This window comes from uncultured Stenotrophomonas sp., from assembly GCF_913778665.1.
GTDB lineage: Bacteria > Pseudomonadota > Gammaproteobacteria > Xanthomonadales > Xanthomonadaceae > Stenotrophomonas.
This window is the reverse complement of sequence record NZ_CAJYVQ010000004.1, coordinates 134679-152446: the sequence shown is the minus strand read 5'-3', so window position 1 is coordinate 152446 and position 17768 is coordinate 134679. Positions and strand designations below refer to the sequence as shown.

Below are 17768 nucleotides of genomic sequence, written 5' to 3'. Positions count from 1 at the left end.
GGATAGCGCTGCGCGGCAACCGACGGGCTGCGACGCGCGGTCGCAGCCCGTGGCGATCACATGCCCGAGTAGTTCGGGCCGCCGCCGCCCTGCGGGGTCACCCAGACGATGTTCTGGGTCGGGTCCTTGATGTCGCAGGTCTTGCAGTGCACGCAGTTCTGCGCGTTGATCTGCAGCCGTGCGTTGTCGGCTTCGCCAACGAACTCGTACACGCCGGCCGGGCAGTAGCGCGCTTCCGGGCCGGCGTACTCGGCCAGGTTGACCTTCACCGGAATGCTCGGGTCCTTCAGCGTCAGGTGGCTGGGCTGGTTTTCGTCGTGGTTGGTGCTGCTCAGGAACACCGAGCTGAGACGATCGAAGCTCAGTACACCATCCGGCTTCGGGTAGGCGATGCGAGTGTGCTTGGCCGCCGGTTCCAGGCAGGCGTGATCCGGCTGGGTGCGGTGCAGGGTCCACGGAGGGTTGCGCACGCCCAGCTTGGGCAGCAGCCACTGCTCCACGCCGGTCATCAGCGTGGCCACGGTCTGGCCCTTCTTGAACCACTGCTTGAAGTTCTTGGCCTGCTGCAGTTCGGTGAACAGCCAGCTGGCTTCGAACGCCTTCGGATACGCGCTCAGTTCATCGTGCTGGCGGTCAGCAGCCAGCGCATCGAACGCGGCGTCGGCGCACAGCATGCCGGTCTTGATCGCCGCGTGGCTGCCCTTGATTCGGCTGGCGTTGAGGTAGCCGGCCTCGCAGCCGACCAATGCGCCACCCGGGAACACCGTCTTCGGCAGCGACAGCAGGCCACCGGCGGTGATCGCGCGCGCGCCGTAACCGATGCGGGTGCCACCCTCCAGGTGCTTGCGGATGTCCGGGTGGGTCTTGAAGCGCTGGAATTCCTCGAACGGGCTCAGCCACGGATTCTTGTAGTCCAGGCCGACCACGTAGCCGATGGCGACCTTGCCGCCGTCGGCGTGGTACAGGAACGCACCGCCGTAGGTATCGCTGTCCAGCGGCCAGCCGGCGGCATGCACCACCAGGCCAGGCTCATGCTTGGCCGGGTCGATCTGCCACAGTTCCTTGATGCCGATGCCGTAGGCCTGGGGGTCCTTGCCTTCGTCCAGCGTGTAGCGGGCGATCAGCTGGCGGCCCAGGTGGCCGCGCGCACCTTCGGCGAAGATCGTGTACTTCGCCTGCAGGGCCATGCCGCGCTCGAACGCCGGGCCGATGCTGCCGTCCTTCTCGATGCCCATGTCGCCGGTGGCCACGCCGATCACTTCACCGTTGTCGCCATACAGCACTTCGGCGGCGGCGAAACCCGGGAAGATCGCAACCTCCAGCGCCTCGGCCTGCTGCGCCAGCCAGCGGGTCACTTCACCCAGGCTGATGATGTAGTTGCCTTCGTTGTGGAAGCACTCCGGCAGCAGCGCGTTGGGGGTGCTGCGCGAACCGGTCTCGCTGAGGAACAGGAACTCGTCGCGGGTAACCTTCTGCTTCAGCGGTGCGCCGCGCTCGGCCCAGTCCGGGAACAGTTCGGTCAGCGCGCGCGGGTCCATCACCGCACCGGACAGCACGTGCGCGCCCGGCTCGGACCCCTTCTCCAGCACGCACACCGACAATTCGCGGCCGGCTTCGATCGCGCGCTGGCGCAGGCGGATCGCGGTGGCCAGGCCGGCGGGGCCGGCACCGACGATCACCACGTCGAATTCCATTACTTCACGCGGGGGCAGGGCGTTGGCTTCAGCGCTCATCGATTGCATGACTCGTGGGTAGGGCCGGCATCGGGGCCACCGGCGGTGCCTGGGAATCGCGCGTGCGGCCACGGGCGAAACGGTTGTTTGAATGTGTCAGGGTACCGGGCCGCGCGTGATCGAGCTAGATCGGCACCGTTCACGCCAAGATTGCTGCATTGCAGCGTAGTGCCGCAGCTCTGGCAGGTGCCGACGTTGCTCGGCACGCTCTGCCCGGATGACCGACAATGGCCGGGTCCTGACTGCGTGTGAGTGCCATGGCTTTGCATCCGTACGATCTGTTCGATGTCCGTTCCCTGCTCAACGAGGAAGAGCGCGCGGTGCAGGAGAGCGTGGCCCGCTTCACCAACGAACGCGTGCTGCCGATCATCGGCGATGCCTTTGACCAGGCCCGTTTCCCCGACGAACTGGTGCCGGAGATCGCTTCGCTGGGCCTGCTCGGTGCGACCCTGCCGACCGAGTACGGCGGCGGTGGCCTCGGCGCGGTCAGCTACGGCCTGATCTGCCAGGAGCTGGAGCGCGGCGATTCCGGCCTGCGCAGCTTCGTGTCGGTGCAGAGCTCGCTGTGCATGTACCCGATCTACGCCTATGGCAGCGAGGAGCAGCGCCAGCAGTGGCTGCCGGCGATGGCGCGCGGTGAACTGATCGGCTGCTTCGGCCTGACCGAGGCGCACGGCGGTTCCGACCCGGCCAGCATGAAGACCCGCGCGGTGCGCGATGGCAGTGACTGGCGCATCAGTGGCAGCAAGATGTGGATCACCAGTGGCCCGGTGGCCGATCTGGCCATCGTCTGGGCGCAGACCGAGGACGGCATCCAGGGCTTCGTGCTGGAAAAGGGCATGGCTGGCTTCACCACGCAGGAAATCAAGCACAAGATGAGCCTGCGCGCGTCGCTGACCGGTGCGCTGTTCTTCGACGACGTGCGCGTGCCCGACAGCCACCGCCTGCCGAATGTGAAGGGACTGAAGGGACCGCTGGGCTGCTTGACCCAGGCCCGTTACGGCATCAGCTGGGGCCCGATCGGTTCGGCCATTGCCTGCCTCGATGAAGCGCTGGGCTATGCCATGGAACGCGTGCTGTTCGGCCGTCCGCTGGCGGCCACGCAGAGCGCGCAGATCAAGCTGGCCGAGATGGCGCGCCGCATCACCACCGCGCAGCTGCTGGCACTGCAGCTGGGCCGACTGAAGGAAGCCGGCCAGCTGCAGCCGCAGCAGGTGAGCTTGGCCAAGTGGAACAACTGCCGCATGGCCATCGACATCGCCCGGGAGTGTCGCGACCTGCTGGGCGGTGCCGGCATCACCACCGAGCATGTGGCGATCCGGCACGCGCTGAACCTGGAATCGGTGATCACCTATGAAGGCACCGAGACCGTGCACCAGCTGGTGATCGGCCGCGAACTGACCGGCATCAACGCGTTCTGAACCCTGCTTCCGGTGGGTGCCAACCTTGGTTGGCGTATTCCTTCAGCGCGCGAGCGGCGGTTGGGTCCGCCTTGAAGCGAGCCGAGCACCGCAGGTCAGGCGGGGCGAAGAGGCGCAGATGCCTGAGCGTAGCGAGTTCCGCGCCGTCCCCGGGCGGGCCGAGGAGCGCAGGGTACCGGTGCGCAGCACCGGCTCGCGGATGGCGGCGCGTTTCTTTGGTTACTTTCTTTGCGAGCGCAAAGAAAGTGACACACGTGAGCTACGCCCCGCCGGCAAACCCATGCTGCCGCCACGCTTCGTACATCACCACGGCCACGGTGTTGGACAGATTGAGGCTGCGGTTGTCCGGCCGCATCGGCAGGCGCAGGCGGCGGCCATCGGGCAGGGCATCGAGTACGTCCTGCGGCAGGCCACGGCTTTCCGGGCCGAACAGGAACGCGTCGCCGTCTTCGAACGCCACGCTGTCGTAGCGGACGCTGGCCCGCGTGCTCAGGGCAAATACCCGCTTGGGCGCGATCCGCGCCAGCGCGGTGTCCAGGTCGGTGTGCACCTGCAGGCGCGAGTACTCGTGGTAGTCCAGCCCGGCGCGCTTGAGCTGCTTGTCTTCCAGTGCGAAGCCGAGGGGCTCGACCAGGTGCAGCTGCGCGCCGGTGTTGGCGCAGAGCCGGATCACATTGCCCGTGTTGGGCGGGATTTCCGGTTGGAACAGGATCACGTGGAACTGGGGCGCGGCATTCATCGGCGCAGTGTACCTGCCACGGCCGCCGCCTTTACGGCGCACGCCCTGCGCAGGGCAGGGCGGCACCGGTCACGGGCGCAGCAGGACCTGGGCGGTTTCGGTGGCCAGGGCCTGCAGATCGGCAGCGCTCGGACGCACCTGCAGGGCCGGCAGGTTGACGATCACCTGGTTGGCGACGCTGGTGGCGGCGGCGGCCAGGGTGGCGGCGTAGCGCTGGGCTTCCAGTTCGGCGGCCAGGGCGACGCGCTGTTCCAGGCTCGGACGGACTTCCACCGAGGCCAGCGTGGTGATCGGCATCGCGGCGGCGACCGGGGCGGCGGCGTAGCCGTTGCGCTCGGCCAGCTGGTCGGCGCTCGGGCGCACTTCCACGGTGGCCAGGGTCGGGATGCCGCTGGCCTGTTCCCAGGCCTGCTGGGCCAGCTGGTCGGCGGCCGGACGGACCTGCACGGTGTGCAGGGTCTTGATGGATTCGGAGGCCTGCACCGACGAAACAACCGCGGTGCCGGCGATCAGGGCGATGGCGATGGCAATGGTCTTGGCGTTCATGACGGGGCCTGTTTGGTGTTGGTGATCAGTGGTGTGGTAGTAAGGTAGTACACCAGTTCTGGGCTTGCAAGGAAAATTTTCGATTTCCTGCATTTGTTCAGTCTTCAGTCAGCTTTTGTCTGAAGCCCTTCTTGGCGCAGGAACTACGAAGCAATCCCCGTGCCAACTTTTAGCCATTGATTTGCAAAGGTTTTTTAACTCAGAGAAAGTGTCCGGTGGGCGGACACCTGTCCATTCGATGGGCCGCGGACACTGTCCGGACGGGACCTGCCGATGCATGTGACGTATCAGAACGGGCGAAGGAGCGCCCGGATGGCGGACCGGGGCAAACACCCCCAGTGACTCCCGACCGATTCCTGCCGCAGCGCGCGCAGGCTAGGATCGCGGTTCACCTATGTGACCAAGGATCCGGATATGTCTCTCGCCCTTCGCCCGCGCGCTGCACTGCTGGCCGTTGCCCTCAGTACCGCCTTGGGCACGCTTGCGCCCACCCATGCGCTGGCCGCCAAGCCGGCGGCACCGGCCAAGGTCGATATTCCGTACGAGCAGTTCACCCTGCCCAATGGCCTGCGCGTGATCGTGCATACCGATCGCAAGGCGCCGATCGTGGCGGTCAATGTCTGGTACCACGTCGGCAGCAAGGACGAACCGGCCGGCCGCACCGGCTTTGCGCACCTGTTTGAACACCTGATGTTCCAGGGCAGCGAGAACCACAGCGGCGAATTCTTCGAACCGTTCAAGCAGGTCGGTGCCACCAACCAGAACGGCACCACCAATACCGACCGCACCAACTACTTTGAGAACGTGCCGACCACCGCGCTGGACATGGCGCTGTGGATGGAATCGGACCGCATGGGCCATCTGGTCGGTGCGATCGACCAGGCCGCGCTGGACGAGCAGCGTGGCGTGGTGCAGAACGAGAAGCGCCAGGGCGAGAACCAGCCGTATGGACAGGCCTGGGACCAGCTCAACAAGGCGCTGTACCCGGTCGGCCATCCGTACCACCACGGCGTGATCGGCTCGATGAACGATCTCAACGCCGCGTCGCTGGACGACGTGAAGACCTGGTTCCGCACCTGGTACGGCCCGAACAACGCGGTGCTGGTGCTGGCCGGCGACATCGACGTCGCCACCGCCAAGGAAAAGGTTGCCCGCTATTTCGGCAGCATCCCGGCCGGCCCGACCATGGCGCAGCCGGCGGTGAACGTCGCCAAGCGCAGCGCTGACACCCGCGAAACGATGACCGACAAGGTGCCGCAGGCGCGCATCTACCGCGCCTGGAACGTGCCGCAGGTCGGTACCACCGACATCGACCAGCTGCAGCTGTTCGCGCAGGTACTGGGCGGTGCCAAATCCTCGCGCCTGAGCCAGCGCCTGCAGCACCAGGACAAGCTGGTGGACAGCATCGGTTCGGGCCTGTCGTCGTCGCAGCTGGGCTCCAACTTCCTGATCGTGGCCACGGTCAAGCAGGGCCAGGACCCGGCCAAGGTCGAAAGGATCATCGATGAGGAACTGGACCGGCTGATCAAGCAGGGCCCGACCGCCGCCGAACTTGAGCGTGCCAAGACCGGCGCCCGCGCCGGCTTCATCCGCGGCATCGAACGCATCGGTGGCTTCGGCGGCAAGGCCGACGCGCTGGCCGAGTGCGCGGTGTTCACCGGCGATCCGGGCTGCTTCCGTACCTCGCTGGCCAACATCGAGAAGACCACCGCCGCCGATCTCAGCCGCCTCGGCGCGCAGTGGCTGGACAAGGGCAGCCACACCCTGGTGATCACACCGGGTGAGCGCGTGGCGCTGAAGGAGGAACCGAGCCAGGCGCCGAAGCCGTTCAACGTGCCGGCGGCGGATCCCAAGTACAGCACGCTGCCCGACCAGGTCGACCGCAAGGCCGGCGTGCCGCAGACGCGCGAGTTCCCGCCGCTGAAGTTCCCGGCGCTGCAGCGCGCCACGCTGAAGAACGGCACGCAGGTGATCCTGGCCGAGCGCCATGAGATTCCGGTGGTGCAGTTCAGCTACCAGTTCCCGGGTGGCTTCAGCGCCGACCAGGGCCGCAAGCCCGGTACCGCCAACTTCACCATGAGCCTGATGACCGAAGGTGCCGGCAAGCTGGGCTCGCTGGCCTTTGCCGATGCAGCCGATGCGCTGGGCGCCAGCCTGGACGCCTCGGCCGGGCTGGACTCGATGAGCGTGGACCTGTCGGCCCTGAAGGAGAACCTGGCGCCGTCGCTGGCGCTGTACCGCGACCTGCTGCGCGAGCCGCGCTTCGAACAGGGCGAGATCGACCGGGTGCGTGCCACCTGGATCGCCGGGATCCAGCAGGAGAAGGTCAACCCGGGTGCGGTGGCGATGCGCGTGCTGCCGCCGCTGCTGTACGGCAAGGGTCACCCGTACGCCATTCCGTTCACCGGCAGCGGTGACGAAGCGGCGATCAACGGCCTGACCCGCGAGGACCTGGTCGACTTCCACCACGACTGGCTGCGCCCGCAGAACGGCACCCTGATCGTGGTCGGTGACACCACCCTGGCCGAGATCGTGCCGCTGCTGGACAAGCAGCTGGGCGACTGGAAGGCCAGCGGCGATGCGCCGCAGGTGAAGGCGGCCACCGATGTCGCGCTGCCCAAGGGCCCGCGCGTGTTCCTGATCGACCAACCGGGCGCGGTGCAGGCCAACCTGTTCGCCGGCCAGGTGGTGCCGCCATCCAGCGCCGCCAGCTCGACCCGCTTCGACATCGCCAACGGCGTGATCGGTGGTGACTTCACTTCGCGCCTGAACATGAACCTGCGCGAGGACAAGCACTGGTCGTATGGCGCGCGCAGCAGCGCGACCAGTTCGGTGGGCCAGCGTCCATGGATGGCCAGTGCGCCGGTGCAGATCGACAAGACCGGCCCGGCGATTACGGAAATGCGCAAAGAGATCGCCGCGTTCGCCGATGGCAGCAAGCCGGCTACCGCCGCCGAGGTCAACCGCATCCGCAACATCCAGACCTTGAGCCTGCCCGGTGCCTACGAGACCGCCAGTGCGGTGGCCTCGACCATCGGCTCGATCGTCCAGTTCAAGCGACCGGACGATTACGTGCTGCGTCGCAAGGCCGAGATCGAGGCGATGACCCCGGCGCAGGTGCAGCAGGCTGCCGCCGAAATCAAGCCGCAGGCCCTGACCTGGGTGGTGGTGGGTGATCTCAAGCAGACCGAAGCGGCCGTGCGCGCGCTGAACCTGGGCGAGGTGACCGTGATCGATGCCGAAGGCAACCCGGTCAAGAAATAAGGGATGTGCCTGCCCGCCAAGGCGGGCAGGCCTGCTGTGGTGGCGCCGGGCCATGCCCGGCGGTTTCCCGGCGGCCAGCGACGCCGCGCTGCGCGCTGGCCGGTCATGGCCCGGCCCTACCGGGGGATCCGACCCCGCTCCGGCTACCCCCGATTCAGGCTGTTCAGGCAGAATCCCCCCATACCCTTCCAGGATCTGCCCATGCGCGTTCTGCTGCTTTCCTCCCTGCTGCTCACCGTCACCGCCTGCACCTGGGTGCCGATCGAACCGGCCGGCAAGGCGACCCGCGTGCTGCCGGCAGGCCCGGTTCCGGCCGGCTGCATCGCCAAGGGCGAAGTGGTGGTCACCGTGAAGAGCAAGGTCGGCTTCTACAACCGCAACCCGCTGCGTGTGCAGGAAGAGCTGGAAACCCTGGCCCGCAACGAGGCCCCCAGCGCCGGCGCCAACGCCGTGCAGGCCGCTGCGGCCCCCGCCGATGGCAGCCAGCGCTTTGCCGCGTTCCAGTGCCCGCCGCGCTGAACGCTTCACCATACGGCCAAGGCTGAATTCGTAAAGATGCGGTGAAGGCCCCGGGGGTTATAGAATAGCGCCCCCTTTTGCCTGAGCCTTGGCGCTAACCTCGATGCTCTTCAAGAATGTCTCGATCGCCGGCCTGGCACACGTCGACGCGCCGCATACGCTGACGACCAAGGAAATCAACGAGCGGCTGCAGCCGACGTTGGACCGCCTGGGTATCCGCACCGATGTGCTCGGCGATATCGCCGGCATCCACGCCCGCCGCCTGTGGGATAACGGCGTGCTCGCCTCCGATGCCGCCACCATGGCCGGCCGCAAGGCGCTGGAAGACGCAGGCATCGAAGCGACGCAGGTCGGCCTGCTGGTCAACACCTCGGTCAGCCGCGACTATCTGGAGCCGTCCACGGCATCGATCGTCTCGGGCAACCTCGGCGTCAGCGACGAGTGCATGACCTTCGACGTTGCCAATGCCTGCCTGGCCTTCATCAACGGCATGGATATCGCCGCGCGCATGATCGAGCGCGGTGACATCGACTACGCGCTGGTGGTCGATGGCGAGACCGCCAACCTGGTGTACGAGAAGACCCTGGAGCGCATGACCGCCCCGGACGTCACCGCCGACGATTTCCGCAACGAGCTGGCCGCGCTGACCACCGGTTCGGGTGCTGCCGCGATGGTGATGGCGCGCTCGGAACTGGTGCCGGACGCCCCGCGGTACAAGGGCGGCGTGACCCGCTCGGCCACCGAGTGGAACCAGCTGTGCCTGGGCAACCTGGACCGCATGGTCACCGACACACGCCTGCTGCTGATCGAAGGCATCAAGCTGGCGCAGAAGACCTTCACCGCTGCCAAGATCGCCTTGGGCTGGGCGGTGGAAGAGCTGGACCAGTTCGTGATCCACCAGGTCAGCCAGCCGCACACCGCCGCGTTCATCAAGAACTTCGGCATCGACCCGAAGAAGGTCATGACCATCTTCGGTGAGCACGGCAACATCGGTCCGGCCTCGGTGCCGATCGTGCTGAGCAAGCTCAAGCAGCTGGGCAAGCTGAAAAAGGGCGATCGCATCGCGCTGCTCGGTATTGGCTCGGGCCTGAACTGCTCGATGGCTGAAGTGGTCTGGTAAGCAGCCCGCTGCCCGATCTCCTGTAGAGCCGAGCCATGCTCGGCTCACGCGCACTGCGCGGTTTTTCCGCGGCCTGACCGGAGAGCCGCCGAGCATGGCTCGGCGCTACGCCGCGCCGCGATTCTCACTAGGTGCTCCGCATGCGCGATCTTCCCGGTTACCCCGCCCACCCGCAGCGCTTCGAGGTCCGTCCCGGCCTGTCGATGAGTTATCTCGACGAGGGCCCGCGCGATGGCGAGGTGGTGGTGATGGTGCACGGCAATCCGTCGTGGAGCTATTACTGGCGCACGCTGGTGGCCGGCCTGTCGGACACGTACCGCTGCATCGTGCCGGACCACATCGGCATGGGCCTGTCGGACAAGCCCGATGACAGCCGCTACGAGTACACGCTGCAGTCGCGCGTGGACGATCTGGATGCGCTGCTGAAGCACCTGGGCATCACCGGCCCGGTGACCCTGGCCGTGCACGACTGGGGCGGCATGATCGGCTTCGGCTGGGCGCTGTCGCACCACGCGCAGGTCAAGCGCCTGGTGGTGCTCAATACCGCCGCCTTCCCGATGCCGGCCGCGAAGAAGATGCCGTGGCAGATTGCGCTGGGCCGCCACTGGAAGATCGGTGAGTGGATCATCCGCACCTTCAACGCGTTCTCGTCCGGCGCCTCGTGGCTGGGCGTGGAGCGGAGGATGCCGGCCGACGTTCGCCGCGCCTACGTGTCGCCGTACAACAGCTACGCCAACCGCATCAGTACCATCCGCTTCATGCAGGACATCCCGCTGTCGCCGGCCGACAAGGCGTGGTCGTTGCTGGAGCGTGCCGGCAAGGCACTGCCGTCGTTCGCCGACCGCCCGGCCTTTCTCGGCTGGGGCCTGCGCGACTTCGTGTTCGACCATCATTTCCTGAAGGGCTTCCAGGCCGCGCTGCCGCGGGCCCAGGTGCATGCCTTCGAGGATGCCGGCCACTATGTGCTGGAAGACAAGCACGAAGTGCTGGTGCCGCAGATCCGCGCCTTCCTGGACGCCAACCCGATCTGAGGGGCGTGCCGGCCAACGGTCGGCACACCGGCCGGATTCATGAGGTTGCCGGCCGGCGGCCGGCACTACCGCTACGCCGCGATCGGTGCCTGTGGTGGCGATGAGGGGCTGTTGCCGTTGTCGTCCGGGTGGCCATCGTCGTTGCCGGCTTCATCGCGCCAGCGCCAGTCGGCCAAGGTCAGCGGGTCCAGGCCATAGGCGATGCGCGCCTTGTCGCACTGCGGGCTGGCCTTGCCGTACTCCCACGACGCGTCCACCTCGCGGCACACGCTGGGCCGGTTGGGATGGATGGTGCAGCGTGAATACACCCCGATCTGCGCATCCAGCGCCACGCAGCGCACCGGCTTGGCGTGGGTGCCGCGCATGCACAGGCGGTGCGGGTCGAGCACCTCGGTCAGCTGGTGCGGCACGCCGCCAGGGGTGACCTCGTCTGATTCCATCCAGTGGAAGGCCACGCGGTATTGGGTGCAGCAGGCGCCGCAGGTCATGCAGGGATGTTGCATGGGCAAGCCGCCTCGGGCGGCAGTTGGAATCGGGGACGAGGCAGCGGATTTTCCACGAAGTGGACCGCCGCGCAAGAAATTCCGTAAGCGGCGACAATGAACGGATGAACCGACCCTGCAACATTGCCGCGCGCCTGCCTGAACTGGCGCGTGAACGCCCCCACCAGATCGCCATCCGCTGTCCCGGCCGCCGGGGCGCCGGCAACAGCATGGCAGCCTATGATGTGACCCTGGATTACCGCCAGCTGGATGCCCGCAGCGACGCCATGGCCGCCGGCCTTGCCGGCTACGGGATCGGTCGTGGGGTGCGCACGGTGGTGATGGTGCGGCCGTCGCCGGAGTTCTTCCTGCTGATGTTCGCGCTGTTCAAGCTGGGCGCGGTACCGGTGCTGGTTGATCCAGGCATCGACAAGCGCGCGCTGAAACAGTGCCTGGACGAGGCGCAGCCGGAGGCCTTCATCGGCATCCCGCTGGCGCATGTGGCGCGGCTGGTGCTGCGCTGGGCGCCGTCGGCGGCGCGCCTGGTCACCGTCGGTCGCCGCCTCGGCTGGGGCGGTACCACCCTCGCCGCGCTGGAGCGTGCCGGCGCCAACCGCGGTGCGATGCTGGCCGACACCGACGGCGAGGACATGGCCGCGATCCTGTTTACCAGCGGCTCCACCGGCGTACCCAAGGGCGTGGTGTACCGCCATCGCCATTTCGTCGGCCAAATCCAGTTGCTGGGCAGCGCGTTCGGCATGGAAGCGGGTGGGGTGGACCTGCCGACCTTCCCGCCATTCGCGCTGTTCGATCCCGCGCTGGGGCTGACCTCGGTCATTCCGGACATGGATCCGACGCGGCCGGCACAGGCCGATCCGGCGCGCCTGCATGATGCCATCCGCCGTTTCGGCGTGACCCAGCTGTTCGGCTCGCCGGCGCTGATGCGGGTGCTGGCGAAGCATGGCCAGCCGCTGCCGACGGTGACCCGGGTGACCTCGGCCGGGGCACCGGTGCCGCCTGACGTGGTCGCCACCATCCGCAGCCTGCTACCCGCCGACGCGCAGTTCTGGACGCCCTATGGCGCCACCGAGTGCCTGCCGGTGGCGGTGGTCGAGGGGCGCGAACTGGAGCGCACGCGCGCCGCCACCGAGGCCGGTGCCGGTACCTGCGTGGGCAGCGTGGTGGCACCGAACGAGGTCCGCATCATCGCCATCGATGACGCGCCGCTGGCCGACTGGTCGCAGGCGCGCGTCCTGCCCACCGGCGAGGTCGGCGAGATCACCGTGGCCGGACCGACGGCCACCGACAGTTACTTCAATCGCCCGCAGGCCACGGCCGCAGCGAAGATCAGCGAGACCCTGGCCGATGGCAGCACCCGCGTGGTGCATCGCATGGGCGATGTGGGCTACTTCGATGCGCAGGGCCGCCTGTGGTTCTGCGGGCGCAAGACGCAGCGCGTGGAGACTGCGCGCGGGCCGCTGTACACCGAACAGGTCGAGCCGGTGTTCAACACCGTTGCAGGCGTGGCGCGCACCGCGCTGGTCGGCGTCGGTGTGGCGGGTGCGCAGGTGCCGGTGCTGTGTGTGGAACTGCAGCGTGGCCAGTCCGGCAGCCCGGCACTGCAGGAAGCGCTGCGTGCGCATGCCGCAGCGCGCATGCCCGAAGCCGGCCTGCAGCACTTCCTGGTTCACCCGGCCTTCCCCGTCGATATCCGTCACAACGCCAAGATCGGCCGCGAGAAGCTCGCCGTCTGGGCCAGCGCCGAACTGGAGAAGCGCGCATGAAAATCCTGGTTACCGGTGGTGGGGGGTTCCTTGGCCAAGCGCTGTGCCGCGGGCTGGTCGAGCGTGGTCACCAGGTGCTGGCGTTCAACCGCAGCCATTACCCGGAACTGCAGGCGATGGGCGTGGGGCAGATCCGTGGCGACCTGGCCGATCCGCAGGCGGTGCTGCATGCGGTGGCCGGCGTCGATGCGGTGTTCCACAACGGCGCCAAGGCCGGTGCCTGGGGCAGCTATGACAGCTACCACCAGGCCAACGTGGTCGGCACCGACAACGTCATTGCCGCCTGCCGCGCGCACGGCATCAACCGGCTGGTCTATACCTCCACGCCCAGCGTGACCCACCGTGCCACTCATCCGGTGGAAGGTCTCGGCGCCGACCAGGTGCCGTACGGCGAGGACTTCCAGGCACCGTATGCGGCGACCAAGGCGATTGCCGAACAGCGTGTGCTGGCCGCCAACGACGCCTCGCTGGCGACGGTGGCGCTGCGCCCGCGCCTGATCTGGGGCCCGGGCGACCAGCAGCTGGTGCCGCGCCTGGCCGAACGTGCACGGCAGGGCCGCCTGCGCCTGGTGGGCGATGGCAACAACAAGGTGGATACCACCTACATCGACAACGCCGCGCTCGCACACTTTCTCGCTTTCGAGGCATTGGCGCCGGGGGCCGCGTGTGCGGGCAAGGCCTACTTCATTTCCAACGGCGAACCGCTGCCGATGCGCGAACTGGTCAACAAGCTGCTGGCCGCCGTCGGTGCGCCGGCCGTGGACAAGGCGATCAGCTTCAGGACCGCCTACCGCATCGGCGCGATCTGCGAGCGCCTGTGGCCGCTGCTGCGCCTGCGTGGCGAGCCACCGCTGACCCGTTTCCTGGCCGAGCAGCTGTGCACGCCGCACTGGTACAGCATGGAACCGGCGCGCCGCGACTTCGGCTATGTGCCCCAGGTCAGCATCGAAGAAGGGCTGCGCAGGCTGAAGGCTTCATCTGCCGCATAGATCGCCATCACCGGTTGCACACCGCCAGATCGGGAGGATGGACCCACGCCATCCAACGGCCCGGACATCTGCGAGGAGCGCCATGCTGCATTACGCCGTCATTTTCTTTGTCATCGCCATCATCGCCGCCGTGCTCGGCTTCTCCGGCATCGCCGGTGCTGCCAGCAACATCGCCTGGATCCTGTTCGTGATCTTCCTGGTGCTGGCGGTGATCTCGATGTTCCGCAAGCGCGGATAGAAACCGCAGGGCGTGCCGGTCACCGACCGGCAGGCCCTCGCTGGGCAGGTGCCTGGTAGGCACACCTTCTGTAGAGTCGAGCATGGCTCGACTCTACAGAAGCGCCCGATCCGCCGCATGGCGCTCCAGCGCCAGTTCAATCAGCCTCATGATCAGCGTGGCGTAGTCCACGCCACTGGCACCCCACAGTTTCGGGTACATGCTGATGCGGGTGAAACCGGGCAGCGTGTTTATCTCGTTGATGACGATCCCGCCGCTGCCGGTGAGGAACACATCCACCCGCGCCATGCCGGCGCATTCCAGCACTTGGTAGGCCTGCAGCGCCACCTGCTGGATGCTCGCCTGGGTGTCGCCATCGATGTCGGCCGGCACCACCACGTCGGCGCCATCGGCGTTGATGTACTTGGTGTCGTAGGCATAGAACTCGTCGTGCAGCACCACTTCGCCACACACGCTGGCCTGTGGCTGCGCGTTGCCCAGCACCGCACACTCGATCTCGCGCCCCACAACGGCTGATTCGACCAGTACCTTGTGGTCGTAGCGCAGCGCCAGTTCCAGCGCGGCCGCAAAGCCGTCCGCATCCTTGACCTTGCTGACGCCCACCGACGACCCCTGGTTGGCCGGCTTCACGAACAGTGGCAGGCCGAGCTGGGCGATGATCGCCTCGACATCGACCGTGGCCGCCTGGTGGCGACGCAGGCACAGCCACGGCGCGACCTGCAGGCCGGCGTCGCGCAGCAGGCGCTTGGCTACATCCTTGTCCATCGCCATCGCCGAACCCAGCACCGAGGAACCGACGAACGGCAGGTTCGCCATCCGCAGCAAGCCCTGCAGCGTACCGTCCTCGCCCAGTGGCCCGTGCACGATCGGCAGCACCACATCGATCTGGCCAAGCGCGGCGCTCGCGTCGGAAGGGCGCAGGGGCGCCTGCTCGGCACCGGGATACACCGACAGCGAGGTGCCGGAGCGGTGCAGGGCGATGCGCGCCGGGTCATCGGCGTTGAGCAGGAAAGTGCCGGGCTGGCTCAGGTGCCACTGGCCCTGCTTGTCGATGCCGATCAGCACCGGCTCGAAGCGGTCGCGGTCGAGGGCGTCGAGGATGTTCTTCGCCGACTGCAGCGAAACTTCGTGCTCGGAGGAGGTGCCCCCGAAGATGATGCCGACCCGGGTCCGCGCCATGGAGTTGCGGTGTCCTGTGCGTTGCGTGGCCGTACAGCATGAACCTTCCATTGCGGCTCAGGTGAGGCGCGGATGAACCAACCATCCATCCACGCATGGCGTGGATCTATCGTCCTCATGGCCCATCAACAGGGGTCAGAGCCCGTTGCGCAGCAACGGGATCCGACCCCTGTCGCCCCACAGATCGCGGGAACCTGTCGAAGGCGGGGTGGGTCCGGTTGCGGGGGTGTCCGCGGCATGGATGCCGCGGCCAAGCCCCCACGGACGGGTTTACGGCGTCCCCCGCAACCGGACCCATCCCGCCAACCCACGGAATGCCGGTTGTTGCAGTTGCTTCGGCTATTGCTGTTGCCGTTGCCTCTGCCGTTGCCTCTGCGGGTGCCGGGCGGCAGCCCGGCCCAAGCCCCCCACCCACGCAGGTAGAATGCGCACATGGCTCTTTCCCTGCTCAAGTCCCTCAAGCCGGTCGCCGGCCGCGCCCTGCAGATCGCCCTGAACCGCGCACTGGCGCTGGATCCGGATACCCGCCATGCACTGGCCGGGCTCGACGGTCGGCATATCGACCTGACCCTGGAAGCGCCGCCGCTGGCGATGCGCATCAGCGTGGACGGCGATCAGCTGCGGGTCGGCCCGGTGGACGCGCAGGAAGCCGACCTGGCCGTGCGCAGCAGCCTGGCCGGTGTGCTGGCGCAGTTGCCGCTGCTGGCCAACGCCCGCCGCGCCGACAGCAACGACAAGGGCCGCGTGCGCGTGGCGGGCGATGCCGAACTGGCGCGCCGCCTGCAGCAGCTGGCCAAGGGCTTCGATCCCGACTGGCAGCAGCCGTTCGTCAGCGTGTTTGGCGAAGTGCTGGGCGTGCAGGTCGCCAATACCCTGCGCAGCGCGCTGCAGCATGCACGCCAGGGCGCAATCGATCTTGCCCACAGTGCCGCCGAGTTCATCACCGAAGAGTCGCGCGACGTCGTGCCGCGCGCTGAGCTGGATGCCTTCCACGATGACGTGGATGTGCTGCGCGATGACGTCGAACGCCTCGATGCGCGCGTGCAGCGCCTGCGGGGTGCCGCATGAAGGCCGTGCTGCGGGCCAGCCGCATCGGCCGGGTGATCCTGCGTTATCGCCTCGATGACCTGCTGCAGGGCACGCCCGCCGAACGCTGGCTGCGCCTGGCCAAGCCGTTCGTGCCGCGCGCCTCGGCCGACATCGCCGTGCAATCGCGTGGCGCACGCCTGCGCCTGGCGTTGCAGGACCTGGGCCCGATCTTCGTCAAGTTCGGCCAGATCCTGTCCACCCGCCGCGACCTGGTGCCGACGGATGTAGCGAACGAACTGACCCTGCTGCAGGACCGGGTCAAGCCGTTCGATGGCGAGACCGCGCGTGCCATCGTCGAGGAAGCGCTCGGCCTGCCGGTCAGCGAAGCGTTTGCCAGCTTCGACACCGAACCGTTGGCCTCGGCCTCGATCGCGCAGGTCCACGCGGCCACGCTGGCCGATGGCCGCCAGGTGGTGGTCAAGGTGCTGCGCCCGGGCATCGAGAAGCAGATCGGCGCCGACATCGCCCTGCTCAATTCGCTGGCCGCCCTGGTCGAGCGCACCCACCCGCGCGCCGACAAGATCCGCCCGCGCGAAGTGGTGGCAGAAGTGGAGAACACCCTGGCCGCCGAGCTGGACCTGCAGCGCGAAGGCGCCAATGCCAGCGTGCTGCGCCGCTTCTGGGAGAACTCCGACGACCTGTACGTGCCGGAAGTGATCTGGAGCCATACCGCCGAGCGCGCGCTGACCCTGGAGCGCGTGTGGGGCATTCCGTCCGATGACATCGCCGCGCTGGACAAGGCCGGCATCGACCGCAAGGCGCTGGCCGCCAAGGGCGTGCGGGTGTTCTACACCCAGGTGTTCCGCGACAACTTCTTCCATGCCGATGCGCACGCCGGCAACATCTGGGTCGATACCGATCCGGCACGCCGCGCCAACCCGCGCTTCATCGCGCTGGACTTCGGCATCATGGGCCAGCTCTCGCAGGAAGATCAGTACTACCTGGCCGAGAACTTCATGGCCATCTTCAACCGCGACTATCGCCGCATCGCCGAACTGCACGTGCAGGCGCGCTGGATGCCCGACCACGTGCGCATCGATGATCTGGAAGCGGCGGTGCGCTCGGTGTGCGAGCCGTACTTCACCCGGCCGCTGTCGCAGATCTCGCTGGCGGAAGTGCTGATGAAGCTGTTCCGCGTGGCGCAGCGCTACCAGCTGACGTTGCAGCCACAGCTGATCCTGCTGCAGAAGACCCTGCTGAACATCGAAGGCGTCGGCCGCCAGCTGGACCCGCAGATCGACATCTGGGCAGTGGCCAAGCCGGTGCTGGCCAGGATCCTGCGCGAGCGCTACAGCCCGCGCCGCGTGGTGCGCGAGATCGGCAAGCGGCTGCCGGAAATCATGACCCACGCGCCGGACATGCCGCGCCTGGTACACGCCTGGCTGACCCAGCAGGTGGAAGGTCGCCATGAACTGGCAATGCGTTCGCGCGATCTGGTCGCGCTCGATGCCAGTGTGCAGCGGCTGCAGAAGCGCGCGGTCGGCGCGATCACCGGGGTCGGCCTGCTGGCCATTGCGGCGTCGATGTACGTGCTGCAGCCGCCGGGCTGGTACTGGGGCGACCTGCCGATGTGGAGCTGGTTGTCCGGTGCGATCGGCGCGGTGGCGCTGGCGCGCGCGTGGTGGAAGTAGCCG

The 17768-nt window shown here is 67.5% G+C and carries 15 protein-coding genes; 10 read left to right on the top strand and 5 right to left on the bottom strand.

The features are described 5' to 3' along the window. Nucleotides 1-56: 56 nt before the first annotated feature. Entirely contained in the window at nucleotides 57-1733 is a 1677-nt protein-coding gene (locus QZ853_RS05505; RefSeq protein ID WP_295571271.1) for an electron transfer flavoprotein-ubiquinone oxidoreductase, read from the bottom strand. A gap of 257 nt (nucleotides 1734-1990) precedes the next feature. Between QZ853_RS05505 and QZ853_RS05500 the strand changes: the two genes are divergently transcribed. Continuing rightward, a complete protein-coding gene (locus tag QZ853_RS05500; protein WP_295571270.1) occupies nucleotides 1991-3154 on the top strand; it encodes an acyl-CoA dehydrogenase family protein in 1164 nt (387 codons plus the stop codon). Between the two features lie 259 nt (nucleotides 3155-3413). Here QZ853_RS05500 and QZ853_RS05495 read toward each other — a convergent pair whose 3' ends face one another. Together QZ853_RS05495 and QZ853_RS05490 are read right to left on the bottom strand one after the other, a co-directional pair. After that, on the bottom strand, nucleotides 3414-3893 hold the full coding sequence (locus QZ853_RS05495; RefSeq protein WP_286070588.1) for a tRNA (cytidine(34)-2'-O)-methyltransferase: 480 nt from the start codon (nucleotides 3891-3893) through the stop codon (nucleotides 3414-3416). A 69-nt stretch (nucleotides 3894-3962) separates the two neighbouring features. Continuing rightward, entirely contained in the window at nucleotides 3963-4439 is a 477-nt protein-coding gene (locus tag QZ853_RS05490) for a hypothetical protein (protein WP_295571269.1), read from the bottom strand. A 414-nt stretch (nucleotides 4440-4853) separates the two neighbouring features. Here QZ853_RS05490 and QZ853_RS05485 point away from each other — a divergent pair, with 414 nt between their 5' ends. The 4 genes from QZ853_RS05485 to QZ853_RS05470 all read left to right on the top strand — a co-directional run bounded on the left by QZ853_RS05485 (nucleotide 4854) and on the right by QZ853_RS05470 (nucleotide 10373). Beyond that, entirely contained in the window at nucleotides 4854-7703 is a 2850-nt protein-coding gene (locus tag QZ853_RS05485) for a pitrilysin family protein (RefSeq protein WP_295571268.1), read from the top strand. A gap of 201 nt (nucleotides 7704-7904) precedes the next feature. Then, complete coding sequence (locus QZ853_RS05480; RefSeq protein ID WP_005407628.1) at nucleotides 7905-8222, top strand: DUF4156 domain-containing protein; 318 nt, start codon at nucleotides 7905-7907, stop codon at nucleotides 8220-8222. 103 nt (nucleotides 8223-8325) lie between these two features. After that, nucleotides 8326-9342, top strand: a complete 1017-nt coding sequence (locus tag QZ853_RS05475; RefSeq protein ID WP_008264841.1) for a 3-oxoacyl-ACP synthase III — start codon at nucleotides 8326-8328, stop codon at nucleotides 9340-9342. A gap of 140 nt (nucleotides 9343-9482) precedes the next feature. After that, on the top strand, nucleotides 9483-10373 hold the full coding sequence (locus QZ853_RS05470) for an alpha/beta fold hydrolase (RefSeq protein ID WP_295571267.1): 891 nt from the start codon (nucleotides 9483-9485) through the stop codon (nucleotides 10371-10373). 71 nt (nucleotides 10374-10444) lie between these two features. On the opposite strand, the gene QZ853_RS05465 is transcribed toward QZ853_RS05470, so the two are convergent. Continuing rightward, nucleotides 10445-10876, bottom strand: coding sequence for a YkgJ family cysteine cluster protein (locus QZ853_RS05465; protein ID WP_197584005.1), 432 nt, complete (start codon nucleotides 10874-10876; stop codon nucleotides 10445-10447). 104 nt (nucleotides 10877-10980) lie between these two features. On the opposite strand from QZ853_RS05465, the gene oleC reads away from it, so the two are divergent. The 3 genes from oleC (at nucleotide 10981) to QZ853_RS05450 (ending at nucleotide 13866) form a co-directional block, all read left to right on the top strand. Then, a complete protein-coding gene (gene oleC, locus QZ853_RS05460; protein WP_295571266.1) occupies nucleotides 10981-12639 on the top strand; it encodes an olefin beta-lactone synthetase in 1659 nt (552 codons plus the stop codon). Next, a complete protein-coding gene (gene oleD / locus QZ853_RS05455; protein ID WP_295571265.1) occupies nucleotides 12636-13628 on the top strand; it encodes a 2-alkyl-3-oxoalkanoate reductase in 993 nt (330 codons plus the stop codon). Before oleC ends, oleD begins: the two co-directional genes overlap by 4 nt. 82 nt (nucleotides 13629-13710) lie before the next feature. Continuing rightward, nucleotides 13711-13866, top strand: a complete 156-nt coding sequence (locus QZ853_RS05450; protein ID WP_049429804.1) for a DUF1328 domain-containing protein — start codon at nucleotides 13711-13713, stop codon at nucleotides 13864-13866. A gap of 93 nt (nucleotides 13867-13959) precedes the next feature. On the opposite strand, the gene ddlA is transcribed toward QZ853_RS05450, so the two are convergent. Next, the gene (gene ddlA, locus QZ853_RS05445; RefSeq protein WP_295571264.1) at nucleotides 13960-15045 is read right to left on the bottom strand and encodes a D-alanine--D-alanine ligase; all 1086 of its coding nucleotides are present in this window, start codon (nucleotides 15043-15045) and stop codon (nucleotides 13960-13962) included. Between the two features lie 432 nt (nucleotides 15046-15477). Between ddlA and QZ853_RS05440 the strand changes: the two genes are divergently transcribed. Both QZ853_RS05440 and ubiB read left to right on the top strand, forming a co-directional pair. Then, complete coding sequence (locus QZ853_RS05440; RefSeq protein ID WP_295571263.1) at nucleotides 15478-16113, top strand: SCP2 sterol-binding domain-containing protein; 636 nt, start codon at nucleotides 15478-15480, stop codon at nucleotides 16111-16113. After that, entirely contained in the window at nucleotides 16110-17765 is a 1656-nt protein-coding gene (ubiB, locus tag QZ853_RS05435) for a ubiquinone biosynthesis regulatory protein kinase UbiB (protein ID WP_295571262.1), read from the top strand. Before QZ853_RS05440 ends, ubiB begins: the two co-directional genes overlap by 4 nt. Nucleotides 17766-17768 lie beyond the last annotated feature (3 nt).